The following is a 16,548-nucleotide window of genomic DNA, read 5'->3' on the forward strand; positions in this document are numbered from 1 at the left end:
ACCTCTTTTATAAAATACCTCTAAAATAGTGACCCCTTGTAATAGGCGTAGCATCTTTGCCTACACTCTTAGGCGGAGCCTCTTTTGTTCCATTTTGAATGGATACATAATCTGCTACGATATCACGTAATCGATGTGAATCCATATGACGCCCATCGATGCGCAAAATATGTAGACCTTTACGATTTAACTCAGTCACGTAGGCACGCATATCCATTTCGTGACTGTTCATGATGTGCATGCGGCAATATGGATCAGTGCGAAGTGGGAACACTTCCCCTTTGCGGTCCTTTAATGCGTAATCTTCTGTTACGCACGGCATTGGACAGTTTTCTTTTTTACCAGTCCCAACAAAGCTAGCGATGGCACAGTATTCAGAAATCATCATTTCCGTATACCCATGAACCATAACCTCTAATGGCAAATGAGTAGATTTTTGTAAGCTTACAAGCTGTGTCAATGTTAACTCTAAGGATGGTGCTACGCTACTCATATGTAAATCTTCCCATACTTGTAAGGCAGAGCCATTAAATATGTTAAGACCTGTATCAGCTTCAATAGCACCTGAATACCCTAAGTCACGAAGCCACAATAATGCTTGTGGGACGTGAATAGAAATGCTGTCTGGTTTCGCCTCAACTATGGCCTTAAGGGTATTTATATACGCCTCAACTTCATCATCTTTCACAACCCGAGGCGTTGCAAATACACAAAGTACATTATGGTCTTTACAAAGCTTAGCTACCTGCTCATAGATGCTAAGTTCATAAGGCTTACGTTGTAATCGATCACCACCGAAGATAATCTTCTTAGCGCCCCCTTCGATAGCCGCTTTCACAGCCTCTAATTCATCAACGCGCGCACTTACGATAGGCGCAGTATATTGAATACTACTCTTAGCTACTATAGAAGACATATCTTGAGGCTCTGCAGCTAGCTCAGCCCATGCTATTTCATGGTCTGTAATCAACAAGTTTTCTAATGCCTCTACAGCATCGCGACGCAATGCATTTAACACACTAGCTGGCCACATATATGGACCATCAGGAATAGTCATAGAGCCAAGAGTAAATAATGTATTGCCTAGTCTACCTACTTGGTCTGTAACCTTCTCTAATGTAGTTGGTTTATTATTAGCATAAACAGGTTCAAACTCATTAGATACTGTCACAGTACGACCATCATTTAATACGAAGGTAAGTTCCGTACAAGATGTTTTACGCTCAGTATTAATAGATAGATAACCATGTACCTCTAATTTAGCACTAAAATCTTGTAGACCTCTCTGCTTTTGAGTTTTAGGCGGTGATGCAAGGAATACTTGTCCCGCCGCAAAGCCTTCATCTGGTTTCCCTACAAAATGTTTATCATCAAGGGCAGACCAGTTTTGATCGATCTGATAGTAAGTAATGCTACCAGAGGCTTGCATAACCTTTAAAAGTGACCCTTTTTCAATAAGTTCTGTTAAGTATAAATGAACTTGTCCTTTTTTAACCTCTGCCTTGCCAATTGGTTTCCCCTGATTATTTGGGGCCACCACGGTCATCATGGATTTCCCTACATGATCTGTTAAGTAATCTGTAGAGAAGCCGCGGTTAAAGCCAGCAGCCAATGCCTTAGCGTCAGCAGAATCAATATGAGCCGTATCTAAGATATAGCGGTAAGTACCAATAACTTGGCGCACATAGGATACCTTCTTCATACGCCCTTCCACCTTGAAGGACTTTACACCGGCTGCTACTAGCTCATTCATATGTTCACTATAGTTAAGATCTTTAGGACTCAATAAATAAGCTTCGTGTTTAGGTAATAAGCTAGTACCCGAGGAATCTAGTAATTCATAAGGCAAGCGACAAGGCTGTGCACAAGTACCACGGTTACCACTGCGACCACCGATAAAGGAACTCATTAAGCATTGTCCAGAATAGCATACGCATAAGGCACCATGAACAAAGACTTCGATTTCAGCTGTACAGTTCTTGCAAATATGTTCAATTTCAGCTAGGCTCAATTCACGAGCTAAAACGACACGTGTAAAACCGAGACTTTCATAAAAACGAACCGCATCGAGCGTAGCTGCAGTCATTTGTGTACTACCATGTAAGTGTAATTTAGGAGCCACTCGCTGCGCCAACTTAGCCACTGCTAAATCTTGAACGATGATAGCATCAACACCGATGCGTTCTAAGTCTTTTAAATACGACTCGAGAGCTATTAATTCAGAATCGCCTATTAGAATGTTTACTGTTACATATACGGACACATCTAAAATATGCGCCAATCGAATAGCCTCGGCCAATTCTTCAATGCCAAAGTTTGCTGCATGAGCACGAGCATTAAAGCCTTTACCACCGAGATAAATCGCATCCGCTCCAGATTCTAAGGCAGCTATGAAATTTTCCATCGTACCGGCAGGAGCCAATAATTCCATGGACAATCCTTTCTACCTAACTAAAGGTATAACTATAGTACTAAAAGGGTTTACCATACGGTAAACCCTTTCAATATACTGCTTGAGATTAACGTAATCTGCAGTTAATTTCTGCTAATGCATCGATAATAGCTTGAATATTACCGTCAATATCTTCATCATTCAACGTGCCTTCCATAGAGCGGAATTGCAAGTTGTACGCAAGACTGCGATAACCTGCTTCGATATGTTCACCTTCGTAAACATCGAAGATAGATGCATTTTCTAAATATTCGCCACCATGTTTTTTAATAATAGATAAAATCTCACCACTAGCAACGGACACAGGTGCTACGATAGCAAGGTCACGACTAGTGCCTGGGAATTTACTGAAAGGTGTATAGCGGAATGCAGGAATCGTTAAGGATAACACGGCTTCCAAATCGATTTCAAACATATATACTTTACCAGACAAGTCAAAGTTTTTGCTTACTTGTGGATGTAATTCACCGTATTGAACAATCATTTTGCCATCTACTACGTATTTAGCACTTACACCTGGATGGAAGTATGGCTCAGTACCACGATTGATTTCGTAGCCTGTAACACCAAGTTCAGCCAATAAATCATCTACAATACCTTTAACATCATAGAAGTCCGTAGTGCGTTCGGCTTGATTCCAACCAGCTTGGTTCACCTTACCTATCAAAATGCCACAAGCCATAGGGCGTTCATGGGGCACCTCAGTTAGTGGTAATGCTTTTGGTTCATATATATTAGCCATTTCAAATAACCAGAGATCCTTATTTTGTTGTGCTATATTGCGTTTCGCTGCATCGATAACAGCTGGTACCAATGTAGTACGCATGTAAGGGAATTCTTCAGAAATTGGGTTCAAGATTGGAATCGCAGTATAACGGCTATCCCCTTCATGAAGCATCATATTGGTAAGACCATCTTTGTGCATGAAGCTAAATGTAATGATTTCAGTCATACCCAATTTAGCCAACGCATGTGTTACCAGTTTAGTAAGAGCTTTTTTAGGAGTCATACCACCAGAGGATAATACGGCTACAGGAATTGTAGGAGCGATATTATCGTAGTTATAAATTCGAGCTACCTCTTCAGCGATATCAGGCATCACTGTTACGTCACCGCGCCATGTTGGAACGAGGGCGGACAATTGATTACCTTCTTCTGTTACAACGAATTCAAGGGCTGTCAAAATGTGAACCATTTCGTCTTTTTCAATATTAGTACCCAAGTAATCGTTAATTTGTTCTGTTGTGAAAGTAACGGAATGTTGCTCTACAGGATTTTCATATACATCAATAACACCTACATCAACTTTACAAGTAGGGCAGATTTGTTGTAATAATTGAGCTGCTCTGTCGATAGCATAGGCAGTATATTTATGGTTTACGCCACGTTCAAAACGACCAGACGCTTCAGAACGCATGCCAAGAGCTCTTGCAGTACGGCGAATAGATGGACCATTAAATACAGCAGCTTCGAACATAACTGTAGTCGTTTCCTTTGTTACTTCGCTGTCAAAGCCACCCATGATACCCGCCACACCTACTGGACGTTCAGCGTCGGCAATGATAAGCATGGAATCATTTAATTCTCGTTCAGAACCATCAAGCGTTACAAGTACTTCGCCATTTTTAGCGCGTCTTGCCACTAATTGATGACCTTTTACATGATCATAATCATATGCATGCATAGGTTGGCCTAGTTCTAACATAACGTAGTTTGTAACGTCTACTACATTATTAATAGGACGAATTCCACTATTGCGCAAGCGATTTTGCATCCACAATGGGGATGGCTCAACCTTTACATCAGACACTATGCGAGCCGTAAAACGAGTACAAAGATCATCTGCCTCGATAGATACAGAAGCTTTGCCTTCTATGGACTCACCATTTTCGTTTACCATGATAACTGGGAATAAAGCTTTTTGATTTGTCATCACTCCAAATTCACGGGATAAGCCAACCATAGAAAAACAATCTGCTCGGTTAGCAGTGAGTTCAAACTCATATACCGTATCATTCATACCCAATACGTCTTTTACATCAAGACCAATTGGTGTATTTTCAGGGAAAATGTAAATGCCTTGTGCTTCCTCTGGTAACACTAGGTCACTAGAGATACCAAATTCTGCAACGGAGCAGAACATACCTTCAGAAACAACACCACGCAATTTACCTTTTCTGATTTCTGTGCCATCTGCTAAGCGAGATTTATGGTACGCTACAGGCACAATTTGACCTACTGCCACATTAGTAGCGGCTGTTACGATTTGTTTTGTAACAGGCTCACCTTCTTCAGTAAGACATTCTACTTGGCATACTTGTAATTTATCTGCATCTGGATGCTTCGTAATTTCCACGATTTTACCAGTATAAATTTTCTTAATGCCATTATCCATAACAATGACATCTTCTACAGGAATACCAGCTTGTGTTAATTCATCGGCCAATTCTTGTGCAGGACGCTTCATATCCACAGGCACGTATTCGTTCATCCACTGTAAGCTTGCTTTCATGAGTTCCTCCTAAAATTGTTCCAAGAATCGTACATCATCTTCAAAGAACAGACGTAAATCGTTAATGCCATATAAAAGCATAGCAATACGCTCTACGCCCATGCCAAAGGCAAAACCTTTAACCTTTTCAGGATCGTACCCATTAATACGCAATACGTCAGGATGAACCATGCCGCAACCTAAGATTTCTAACCAACCGGTATGGGAACATACACGACAGCCATCACCACCGCACATTACGCAAGAGATATCTACCTCTGCAGATGGTTCTGTGAATGGGAAGAAGCTTGTACGGAAACGTACCTTTGTTTCATCACCATACATGTGACGCAAGAAGGACTCCAATGTGCCTTTCAAGTCAGCAAAAGTAATATGCTCATCAATAATGAGACCTTCCACTTGATGGAATACAGGGGAATGAGTCGCATCATAATCCCAACGATAAACCTTACCAGGCGCAATCATACGGATTGGGCTGTTTGGCTCATGACCTTGCATTGTACGAGCTTGTACTGGAGATGTATGAGTACGTAACAAGAAATTTTCTGTAATATAGAAGGAATCTTGCATATCACGTGCTGGATGATCTTTAGGTAAATTTAAGCACTCAAAGTTATAGTAATCTTGCTCAATCTCCGGCCCCTCTTCAACGGTATATCCCATTTTCATAAAGAAGTCTTCAATCATTTCATTAACCTTCGTTAATGGATGAATATGGCCATTTTTTGGTACACGACCAGGCAATGTAATATCGATACGCTCTTGTTCTAAACGAGCATTCAACTCTTCTATATCCATACGAGTTTTCACTGCATCAATTTCAGCCTCTAACGCTTCACGAACTGCATTAACTAGCGCGCCCGCTTTAGGGCGTTCTTCAGGAGATAATTTACCAAGACCTTTTAGTAATGCCGTTACCTCACCTTTTTTACCTAAATATTTAACACGTATATCTTGCAACGCTTGTTGATCAGCAGCGCCTTTAATGGCATCAAGGGCTTCTGCCTTAATACGTTGTAATTCTTGTTCCATTCAAGCATCCTCCTATAGTTAAAAGTCTAAACTATATTATACCAAATCAGGGTTGTCTTCTTCAATAAAACGCCATGGCAAATCAGGTAATGGCTTCTCTTCTAATACATAGAAAGTGCCTCTTGCCAAGTGAACGAGCTCACCTAATTCATTATAAATGCGTGCAGTAGCGACCATAGTCGTTTTGCCGTTATGCTCTACATTGGCTACACCGCGTAATAAAGTACCACCTTTAACGGACTTTACATAGTTACCACTAATATCGATAGTACTCACAGACTTACCTAATGTAAAGCATGCAGAGCCCATTACACTATCAGCAAAACCAATACATACAGCGCCATGTAAGTGACCTCTAAAGTTGCAATATTCTGTTTCATTTGTTTGCAGTGTCATCTCCGCATGACCAGCATCTACTGCGGTAACTTCAGAATCTTTCACCCAAGAAAATGGATTCTGATCTCGTAATTCATTGAAATATTCTAACAATGTCGTAGCCATTTACTTCTCCAATTCATATACTAACACTTTAAATACACGTTTTATATTAACCCTATTACATCCATTAACTATTTAAACAAGTTAAAAATATATAGGTTAGTCATATTCGTAAATATAACTGTGATTATCTGTATTATCACTAATTATCTGTAACAACCTGTAATTATTTATATCAAATTCACCAGTAATCATAAAAGATTATAAAAATGGTGCGTTACATCATACATATTGTATCATGCAACGCACCATATGCGAATAGGTCAACTCTATTCTATTATTCGTAATGTAATGCATCGATTGGATTGAGTTTAGCCGCTTTACGAGCAGGGTAAATACCAAAAATCAAACCAATAGCCATAGAGAAGCCAAAGGACATTATGATTGTTGGGATTGATACAACCGTACTCATACCTGATGCCATTCCGATTAATTTCGAGGCACCTATACCGAAGGCAATACCGATGAAGCCACCCATCAAACTTATTACAACGGCTTCTATGAGGAACTGTGTAACGATTACGCTATACGTAGCACCCAATGCTTTACGAACACCAATTTCTCGAGTTCGTTCCGTTACAGATACGAGCATGATATTCATAATACCAATGCCGCCTACAACTAGAGAAATTGCCGCTACAGCCCCTAAGAACAAAGTAAATGTTCCCGTAGTTTGAGCCACTGTTTCCAGGATGGATTTCATATTTTGAATATTAAAATCATCCAAATTAGGATCTTTGATACTATGGCGAACACGTAATAGATTTTCTATATCCGCCTGCAAACGATCAATACCTTCATTATCCTTAGCCACAACATACACCATGCGAAGATAGTCAATGCCCTCTACACGCTCCATCGATGTAGTATATGGAATTAAGACCGTATCATCTTGGTCATTACCCATAGTTCCGTTCCCTTTACTTTTGAGAACACCGATGACACGGAACGGTATATTCTTAACTCGAATTTCCTTGCCTACAGGATCTTCATCGGCAAACAAATTTTTTACTACTGTTTGCCCCACAACCGCTACGCGTTCACGATTCTGTACATTTTTATCAGAGAAAAATCGACCAGATGTCATAGTCCAATTATTTACGTCCTGAAAGTTAGCATTAACCCCCTCAACAGATGTAGTCCAGTTTTTATTTTGATAAATCACCACATAAGAGCCATTCGTCATAGGACTGGCAGCTTTTACACCTTCTAACTTGGCAATAGCTTCATAGTCAGATATTTTCAACGATTTCATGGACCCTTGCGAAGGTCTAACACCTGGCGTCCGCGGTGCTCCTGGCATAACTACCAACAAGTTAGAGCCTAAGTTAGAAATAGAAGCCTCAATATCTTGCTTCACCCCATTACCGATAGATACCAATGTAATAACTGCAGCTACACCAATAATGATACCTAGCATGGTCAAAAGTGAGCGTAATTTATTTGCAACCAAGGAAGCCCATGCCATTAGAAAACTTTCTTTATACATTAGGCACCTCCTTTATAGGAGTCATATTAGAATTGAACGAATCCTCTACGATTATCCCATCTTTCAAGACTACATTACGACTCGCATACGTAGCAATATCAGGTTCATGTGTAACTAGAAGAATTGTACGTCCTTCATCGTGAAGGCCTCTAAATATATTCATAACATCAATTGTTGACTTAGAGTCGAGATTCCCTGTCGGTTCATCAGCCATAATAATAGCAGGATTATTCGCCAATGCACGAGCAATCGCTACACGTTGTCGTTGCCCCCCAGACAACTCGGATGGCAAGTGATCCATACGCTCGCCTAATCCGACAGACTGTAATAATTGAGAAGCTCGTTCAATGCGCATATTTTTATTTACACCTGCATAAATCATAGGAAGCGCTACATTTTCTAGGGCTGTTAATTTTGTCAACAAATTAAAGCTTTGAAATACAAAACCGATCTGTTTATTACGCACATACGCAAGCTCATCATCAGATAAGGTAGCAACCTCGTCTCCATTGAGTCGATAAGAACCAGTTGTAGGTCGGTCCAAACATCCGAGAATATTCATAAAGGTTGATTTACCTGAGCCAGATGGTCCCATAATGGATACAAATTCACCCTTATTGACAACTAAATCAATGCCATGTAGAACAGGTACTGATAATTTGCCATTCACATAGGTTTTTGTAATTCCTTGTATATCAATTACTGTTTGGTTCATAAGCACCTACCCTTAGAATGGTCCAGCTACATTATTTTTTGGTGCATTTATATCACCGCTTACGATAATTTCATCACCTTCAGATAAACCTTTTAAGATTTGAACATTAGTATCCCCAGTTACACCTGTAGAGACAGCGGTTCGTACTGGTTGACCATCTTTTATAACATATACATACTCGCCTTGTTTATCCGTACGAACGGCAGTAAGAGGTACAACTAATGTATTTTTAATATCTTCACCAAAGATTGTGGCACGAGCCGTCATAGTTGGTAAAAAATTACCTGCAATATTTTCAGGAATTTGAACCTTAACAGTATAGTACACAACACTACTACTTGTAGTGCCCATATTACCTTTTGTACCTTTTGCAATTTCAGATACATAACCTGTGAAGGTTTCACCTGGCTTAGAGTCTACAGTAAACTCTACTTTAGCCCCTTGTTTGATATTGCCAATATCTGTTTCATCTACAGTAAGATAAATCTCTAAATTTTTTAAATCTGCAATGGTAGCAATAATCATTTGTGTGGAGATACCAGTACTAATAGTTTGACCTGCTTTTAGTGGTGTACCTACAACAGTACCAGACATTGGAGCTGTAATGGTAGCATCACTTAAATCCGCTGCAGCACGTTCATAGGTAGATTTAGCACGTTCATAAGCTGTTATAGAATCATCATATGTTTGTTGTGCAATAGCATCTTGAGCCGCCAAAGATTTATAACGATTCATATCAAGTTCTGCTTTGGCCAACGCTGCACGAGCGTCATCAACAGATGCTTGTAATTGACGTGTATCAATATAAGCAATAACTTGACCGGCCGTAACTTGATCATTCTCTTTAACTAAAACTTTTTCAAGTTTACCAGCAACATTTGTAGAAACATCTACATAATTTACAGGGTTAATAGTACCTGTAGCACTGATACTAGTTTTTACATCACCCTTTTCAACCTTGCCAGTAGTGTATAACGTTTGTGCTCGATTTGCATTTAGACTATCCATGTAGTAATATGTACCGCCACCAAGAACACAAAGAACAACAGCACCTGTTACTATACGTTTACGATGCTTTTGTAAGAACTCTTTCATTATGATCTCCTTTTTTTTAGATGAAGATATATTAAAAAGACAATTATTCTATATCAACACATATAGTATTTTTAAATTATACAGCACCAATTGCTTTTACGCAATATAATTTCATTAATAAATAAATTATGATATATAAAAAATGGCCCTTACGGGCCATTAACTACTCAATATTGATAATAGTCTATAATCCTTTTCATCAATTGGAAATTCAAGACGTTCTGCCTCTTCATAAGATAGAGCGCGGATATGACCATCTATATAACCTACTAATCGGTTATCGACACCACTCATTAATAGATTAAGACAGGCTTCACTCATACGAGCCGCTAAAATAGCATCAAATGCCGATGGACCTCCACCACGTTGTAAGTATCCTAACACGGTTAGGCTAGGATCAAATTCCGTATGCTCCTTGATGAAAGCTTTCACCTCACCGCTGTTATAGGCACCTTCTGCAACAAGGATGACACTATATTCTTTACCCCGAATTTGTGTTTCCTTTAAATGACGACACACCGCATGTAAAGGCATTGGATTTTCAGGAACCAAAACTATTTCTGCCCCACAAGCTAGGCCTGCCTTTAATGCAATATGTCCAGCTTTTCGTCCCATGACTTCTACAATAGCTACACGTTCATGGGAGTTTGATGTATCACGGATACGACCAACTGCATCAACTACCGTATTAAGAGCCGTATCATATCCTATCGTATATTGCGTGCCACCCATGTCATTATCTATAGTACATGGAATAGTCATGGTGGACATGCCAAATTTAGATAAACTTGTAGCGCCACGCATGGAACCATCCCCACCAATAATGACCAGATGGTCAATGTCATGAGCTTTCAAAATATCATAAGCTTTGCGTTGAATTTCTTCATTTTGAAACTCTGGAAAACGAGCCGTTTTCAGCATCGTGCCACCTTGTGTTATGATGCCACCAACATCTCGATTCGATAAGGAAAATATCTTTTCCTCAAGAATACCTAAATAGCCACGCTCAATACCAAACACTTCAAAGCCTTCATATATAGCTTTTCTAGTTAGCGCTCTTATGGCGGCGTTCATTCCAGGTGCGTCTCCGCCGCTTGTTAGTATTGCGATTCTTCTCATATCCATTACCCCCTTGTGGTTTACGTTGTTTGGATATACTATCTGCCTTACGTTCTATATCCGTTTGACTAGAAGTCTTTTTTTATGACGTTTATCATACCGGACTTTATTAGATATTGCTTTATCTGATACTACTTCAGTAACTTCTTTTATTCTACTTTGATGATTATTAAATTGTGTTTCCCTAGATGCTACTTTAGCATCCACATCGTTTGTATCATTGGGTTGACGTCTTGCTTTAAATTGCACATCTGAGGCCTCTAATTCGTCCTCGATACGATGTATGAAATCATAGGTCCGACCATTTGTTGTGTCTAGTACAAAATCGCACTGCTTATACACGGGTTTCCACGATTGTATCATAGCATGTACAAAGGCATTTACATTATTATAGTCCATAGTTGGTCTTTTCCCAACGCGGCGATTCACACGACTCACAATACGGAATTGTGCAGCTCGGATGCCAATGATATAAGAATATTTTTTTAATACCTTTAAGGTGCGATGTTCAATAGGAAAATTACCACCTACAGAAATCACTGCTTCATGATATAAGCAAACCTTTTTTAGTACATCCATTTCAGCACGGCGGAATGCTTTTTCTCCTATCTTTTTAAATATTTCAGCAATGGGCAACCCAAAACGACTTTCTAATACGCGATCGGTATCTACAAATTGCCACCCCTTGCGTTCCGCAAGGTTCCTACCAAAGTGACTTTTACCACTTCCCATAGAACCGATAAGCATAATATTGCGTTTTATTATCATGTATCATGTGCCCCTTATTATTACATATTCTTCATTGTACTATAAAATGGCACAAAAACAAAGACAGACTATAGACATAAACTCTATAATCTGTCGCTATATAATACACCTGATTCTAATTAAGGCTTTACAGTTGATTTGACTGCACAGTGCACATAAACCACATTACCTTTACGTTCTATATCTTCTATTTCTATACGGCATGAAGGGTCCTTTTGTTCAACAGTATTAATCCAGTTAATCATACGCTCTGTACTACCTAATAGCGTTAATTCTAGTATACCTTCATGCTCATCAGTACTGACAATCATTAATGGCGCTCCTTGCAAGGAATCAAAAATACTTGTATAAGAACTTGTATTAGAGGTCTTATTCTGTGTAAAAGATGCTAATAGTTTTGCTTCATTAGACACTATATAATCCGACTCAGCATTCATTTGTATAAGATAATTATCTTGTTGATTTTTTATGTTATTATTTTTTTCATCAAAATAGATATGCCCATATATAGAAAGGCTAATGAGCATCCCCCACAATACTAGAACCAATAGTATTTTCTCGACCTGATAGGTTGTGCTCTCTTTTAGATCCGTCCATATGGAATGTATAAACACCTTTATCTGCTTTAACTGTTCCATGACACTCCATCCCTACTAATTTTTGTTGGAGAATAGCAATAAATTTGCGACATACTTCATCACTTGTACCTATACCATCCATACTGATACGCCCCTCCTTAACACTAAGATGTTGTAAACTAATATGTTCTGCCATTGCGGCATCAAGAATATATACCACCAGAGTATTAGGTAATATATCAAACTGATTTTTAGGGAGTTTATTCTTTATTATTTTATTTCTTATTTCCATTAATTCACCGTATTGTTGATGTATTTCTTGATACTGAGTATTTGCTTGCAATTGTACAAAGCCTGTCTTCTGATTTTCATAGCTACGATAGCTTGACCAGCAACTATATAAGGTAACAAATCCCACTATAACGTATATAAAACTTATTCCGTAAAGAAAGTATCGATAGGTGTGCCATAAACCATGCCATCGTAACGAGCGAGGCATTAAATTAATACATCTATCCTTACCAGCCCAATCCAATCCATTTAAGCCCCCTTGCTGCCATACCAATAGCCATGTCCCAATCTAATTGTCCTTGCTTGCAACGATTACGACCACGACCTAAGAATAATAATGGAATATATTCAGTTTCCCCATACATGGAAATAATACTTTCCATATCTGTCCGCTCTTCATTTGTTATAGATTCTAACCCATACATCCGAATTCCCTGTATCTCATCTACACCAAAGTCTTGTAATCTCACTTCTAACTTATCCATAGCTTCAGCTACATCGCTACCAGTAATAGGTACAATACACTCTTGAATGCATATATCATTCCACCAAAGCCATAAATGCATGGCTCCTTCTTCCACAACTCCTGTTACAGTACCACTACGCCGCATCAAACAGTAACAAATAGGAATAGGCCAAAAATCAATAACATCAACGGGTGCATAAGTATCTCGTATACCTTGTTTCAAAAGTTCTAGAGAATGTCGATCTACAGCTACCATAAACATATGATAATTATGGCGTGGATATTCTCGACGACAGGCATCCATTTGGAAACTATCCCCATCAAAGTTAAAGTAGTCCTCTACATTCCACTTTATGAATTCCTTCATATCAAAATCGTGAGGATCATAGGGTGCCACATGCATTTGTGTATCGATATTAGCTACAATACTATAAGCACCTTCGTCTAAATCATAAGTTTCAATAAATTTTGTAACGTCTTCATCAATAGGTCCCGTACGCTTCATCTCCAACGCATCGGTAATGACCATTGTTTTATTTTCTATATGAGCGGTAACACATACAATATGTTCATCAGTTATACATACTCCAGAATGTATTTTCTTTTTTCGTTTCATAGAATCACCTCAATAAGGTTTTACCTTTATAACATGCATATGTTTTTCTTTATCTACAGTCACATACATATGTACACGACTCACGATTTCACTATTCTTCAGTTTTCCATAACTCATAATATGACGCGGATTATCTGTTGAGCTGTCCGCTTCAATAGTAATCTCTACATTTTCATCATCTATTACAACTAGTTTATTTTGAAAGTCCCATACATTTCCTAATTTACAATAGCCAACAAACCAATGAGCACCTCTTTGTGCCGCGTAATGAGCTTCTTCCAAATGCAATTCATCTACCACATTACTTTCACATATTTGTCCTATACGAAGCCCCATAAAAGCTAATAGTAATAAAAAGGACATCGTAAGTATCGCTATATATGTAATAAAGCCCGCGTCATGGGTTCCTATGTTCATGACTTGTCTCCTCTTTACTTTTATACCAATCATAAATAGCACTCTGTCCAATAGAGACCTCATATATGGTTAGTCCTCCATAACCACTTGTATATTTCCTATCATTAACAAAACGATTGTTAATATACCAGCGCAAATACACGGTCCCATTAGTATCTACACTAAAAGGATATTCCTGAGTATAGCCCACATTTCGTTTATCTGTAGTTCCTACAATTCGACTGCCACTGACAGGCTGCAAGCTACCATCTGTTAATTTTCTGTATAGTGCATGACGTTGTACAGTTAAAGTTGTACGTTTTGTATCGTGAATATATAAACTTTTATTATGATCTTCTACAGTAACCTTCACAGGATTCCATATCATTTGAGCCACAACCATACGCCGTGTATATCGACCATCCTCCATCATAGCTACACTATCCAGTAATTTAGCATCCCACATAACTGCATAGAATACGATACCTAACAATATGGTAAGAACTATGACAGAAATCGTCATACTAATGAGCGTAGAATACAAAATAAATCCCATATTATTTTTATTCTTATTCTTATTCATATTTTTATTCTTATTTATATTTCTATCTGTTATAGGATTCTGCTTGTATTCTTTATCCTTTCCAATTACCTTTTCTATATCCTCGCCGTTCAATGTATCCCCTCCAAATCAACTGATAGAGAGTAGACAACAGATTGATTATCGATGGCATCTACTGTTAATCGTTGTAAAGATACACCTTCTATCACTACAGGCTTTATATGTGTTTTATAAGTAATTTTTTCACTAGGACTCATAGTGAATTGAGAGTTATATACACCTGCTTCTATTGTTCCAGTTTTATAGTAAGAAGCTTTAGCCTTTTCTAAATACGTTATGGTATCTTGCAATATATGATCCCAATAATACGCCTTATATACCGTAAGAGTAGCCATCCAAAATATAGATAATACAATAGGTAAAATGAGCATGATTATAGCAGCTGATATTAAGGCATCACCATACATAAATCCTTCAGTGCACTTCTTCCCACCTAATACGCCCCGTTTGTACAGATATCCATATGCGATTTTTCTCACCACTTTCACGATCTTTCAAAATAATTTCGGTCCCATCATAAGGTAAGCCTAAAGCTGAAAAAGAAATAATGGTCATAGACCGCGTGCTCTCAATATTTGACGGCAATGATATGTTTACCGTATGATGATTGGCATCTTCCTCTAAGGTGTAACTGTCCTTATTTAATATAAAAAGCATTCTCCCTTTACCATTAGATTTATGCCCTAGCATAGACCAAAGTTGAACTTTCTTGAGAATATACACCACCTCTTGCGTAGTACCATTTAAGGTATAACGACTAGGTGTTATTACGATAGGTAAAGCAATAGAGATGAGCAGTAAAATTAAACCAAGCGTAATAATCCATTCCGCCAGTAAAGATCCACTTTGACGATTTATAAGTTGTACCTTAACCATTGGTAAAGCACCTCCATATAGGAACCCCCATGTAAGGCACACCATCCACCAAAGCATAAAAAGGGACCAAATGGGATATATCGATTACGATAACCTGTTAGTAAGAGATAGAGAGAACCAACACAAAATGCTACGTAAAAGAAACATATAATTTCCCATGGCGAGAGCCACATTGCAATAGCAGAAAACCATTTAATATCTCCTATGCCAAAACCTTTATGGCTGATCAAACGAAGTCCATATGTAATAGCCCCTACGCTCATAACACTTAACACGGTTACTAACATAGATTTATCATTTATATAGCTATACATAATCCCTCCTATTACAAGAGCTAGCGCTCCTTCATTGGGCAATATATAGTAATGCATATCGATGGTAGCACCTGCTATGATGATGAGTGAAAACACAGCATACAAAGCAATGTGAGTATAAGATATTGCTTTTGATGAAACTATAATAGGCAGAACTATAGATGCTATATATACAAAAAGGCCTATTACATAATTGGTCCCTTTCATACCTTGTCCTTTCATATAACTAACGTATGTAATTCATAACCTATACAAGTTAATTAAGGCTCATTAGGTGCTTTAACAACAACAGACTTTGAGGTCCCACCGCTGACAACTTCATAAGTAATAGTATATTCCTTCCCTTTTGCAGTCTTAACATGTTCAGTAAGATATCCTTCCTTATATAAATTTTCTACTGTTGGAGGTGTGTCAACATTCTTGTCAATCATATACAACTGAGTAGCATTCTTAATTATTTGTATATCTGCTGTTTCCTTAGCGTTTCGAGCCTTATCCGCAGCAGATAAGAATTGTGGCATTGCAATAGCTGCTAGTATAGCGATAACCGCCACTACAACCATTAATTCAACGAGAGTAAATCCGCCTTTTCTCGACTTTTTAAACCCTTCTCGAACACGAGAAATATGTAATCGATCTACGATCCATTGACCGCACATTTCTAATCGATAATTCGCTTCATGAATCATATGCATAACAGAATTCATAA

Annotated in this window: 18 protein-coding genes; all 18 read right to left on the reverse strand. The window is 38.4% G+C overall.

Going from position 1 to position 16,548, the window contains the following annotated elements; all coding sequences use genetic code 11:
- Positions 1–7: 7 nt before the first annotated feature.
- The 18 genes from Q7O55_RS02410 to Q7O55_RS02495 all read right to left on the reverse strand — a co-directional run bounded on the left by Q7O55_RS02410 (position 8) and on the right by Q7O55_RS02495 (position 16,546).
- The gene (locus tag Q7O55_RS02410) at positions 8–2,431 is read right to left on the reverse strand and encodes a DUF3656 domain-containing protein (protein WP_303928021.1); all 2,424 of its coding nucleotides are present in this window, start codon (positions 2,429–2,431) and stop codon (positions 8–10) included.
- An 88-nt stretch (positions 2,432–2,519) separates the two neighbouring features.
- A complete protein-coding gene (gene pheT, locus Q7O55_RS02415) occupies positions 2,520–4,964 on the reverse strand; it encodes a phenylalanine--tRNA ligase subunit beta (RefSeq protein ID WP_303928024.1) in 2,445 nt (814 codons plus the stop codon).
- 9 nt (positions 4,965–4,973) lie between these two features.
- On the reverse strand, positions 4,974–5,996 hold the full coding sequence (gene pheS / locus Q7O55_RS02420; protein WP_303928026.1) for a phenylalanine--tRNA ligase subunit alpha: 1,023 nt from the start codon (positions 5,994–5,996) through the stop codon (positions 4,974–4,976).
- Positions 5,997–6,032: 36 nt separating this feature from the next.
- Entirely contained in the window at positions 6,033–6,497 is a 465-nt protein-coding gene (locus tag Q7O55_RS02425) for a PaaI family thioesterase (RefSeq protein WP_303928028.1), read from the reverse strand.
- Between the two features lie 274 nt (positions 6,498–6,771).
- Complete coding sequence (locus tag Q7O55_RS02430) at positions 6,772–7,983, reverse strand: ABC transporter permease (RefSeq protein ID WP_303928030.1); 1,212 nt, start codon at positions 7,981–7,983, stop codon at positions 6,772–6,774.
- Positions 7,976–8,698: an ABC transporter ATP-binding protein gene (locus tag Q7O55_RS02435; protein ID WP_303928031.1), complete on the reverse strand. Its 723-nt coding sequence runs from the start codon at positions 8,696–8,698 to the stop codon at positions 7,976–7,978. The genes Q7O55_RS02430 and Q7O55_RS02435 overlap by 8 nt, the downstream gene beginning before the upstream one ends.
- Positions 8,699–8,710: 12 nt before the next feature.
- Positions 8,711–9,793: an efflux RND transporter periplasmic adaptor subunit gene (locus Q7O55_RS02440; protein WP_303928033.1), complete on the reverse strand. Its 1,083-nt coding sequence runs from the start codon at positions 9,791–9,793 to the stop codon at positions 8,711–8,713.
- Between the two features lie 159 nt (positions 9,794–9,952).
- A complete protein-coding gene (locus Q7O55_RS02445; protein ID WP_303928068.1) occupies positions 9,953–10,867 on the reverse strand; it encodes an ATP-dependent 6-phosphofructokinase in 915 nt (304 codons plus the stop codon).
- A gap of 99 nt (positions 10,868–10,966) precedes the next feature.
- Positions 10,967–11,680 carry a shikimate kinase gene (locus tag Q7O55_RS02450; RefSeq protein ID WP_303928035.1) on the reverse strand — a complete coding sequence of 238 codons (714 nt, stop codon included), beginning with the start codon at positions 11,678–11,680 and terminating at the stop codon, positions 10,967–10,969.
- Positions 11,681–11,799: 119 nt separating this feature from the next.
- Positions 11,800–12,117, reverse strand: coding sequence for a hypothetical protein (locus tag Q7O55_RS02455; protein WP_303928037.1), 318 nt, complete (start codon positions 12,115–12,117; stop codon positions 11,800–11,802).
- Positions 12,118–12,196: 79 nt separating this feature from the next.
- Complete coding sequence (locus Q7O55_RS02460; RefSeq protein ID WP_303928039.1) at positions 12,197–12,793, reverse strand: fimbrial assembly protein; 597 nt, start codon at positions 12,791–12,793, stop codon at positions 12,197–12,199.
- Complete coding sequence (locus Q7O55_RS02465; RefSeq protein ID WP_303928040.1) at positions 12,777–13,631, reverse strand: hypothetical protein; 855 nt, start codon at positions 13,629–13,631, stop codon at positions 12,777–12,779. The genes Q7O55_RS02460 and Q7O55_RS02465 overlap by 17 nt, the downstream gene beginning before the upstream one ends.
- A 9-nt stretch (positions 13,632–13,640) precedes the next feature.
- Positions 13,641–14,048 carry a hypothetical protein gene (locus tag Q7O55_RS02470; RefSeq protein ID WP_303928041.1) on the reverse strand — a complete coding sequence of 136 codons (408 nt, stop codon included), beginning with the start codon at positions 14,046–14,048 and terminating at the stop codon, positions 13,641–13,643.
- Positions 14,029–14,703, reverse strand: coding sequence for a hypothetical protein (locus Q7O55_RS02475; protein WP_303928042.1), 675 nt, complete (start codon positions 14,701–14,703; stop codon positions 14,029–14,031). The genes Q7O55_RS02470 and Q7O55_RS02475 overlap by 20 nt, the downstream gene beginning before the upstream one ends.
- A complete protein-coding gene (locus Q7O55_RS02480; protein WP_303928043.1) occupies positions 14,700–14,984 on the reverse strand; it encodes a hypothetical protein in 285 nt (94 codons plus the stop codon). Before Q7O55_RS02480 ends, Q7O55_RS02475 begins: the two co-directional genes overlap by 4 nt.
- 79 nt (positions 14,985–15,063) lie before the next feature.
- Entirely contained in the window at positions 15,064–15,525 is a 462-nt protein-coding gene (locus Q7O55_RS02485) for a hypothetical protein (RefSeq protein WP_303928044.1), read from the reverse strand.
- Entirely contained in the window at positions 15,504–16,046 is a 543-nt protein-coding gene (locus Q7O55_RS02490) for a prepilin peptidase (RefSeq protein WP_369691701.1), read from the reverse strand. The genes Q7O55_RS02485 and Q7O55_RS02490 overlap by 22 nt, the downstream gene beginning before the upstream one ends.
- Before the next feature lie 53 nt (positions 16,047–16,099).
- Positions 16,100–16,546 carry a competence type IV pilus major pilin ComGC gene (locus Q7O55_RS02495; protein WP_303928048.1) on the reverse strand — a complete coding sequence of 149 codons (447 nt, stop codon included), beginning with the start codon at positions 16,544–16,546 and terminating at the stop codon, positions 16,100–16,102.
- Positions 16,547–16,548 lie beyond the last annotated feature (2 nt).

Source organism: Veillonella parvula (assembly GCF_945949885.1).
Lineage (GTDB): Bacteria > Bacillota > Negativicutes > Veillonellales > Veillonellaceae > Veillonella > Veillonella parvula_B.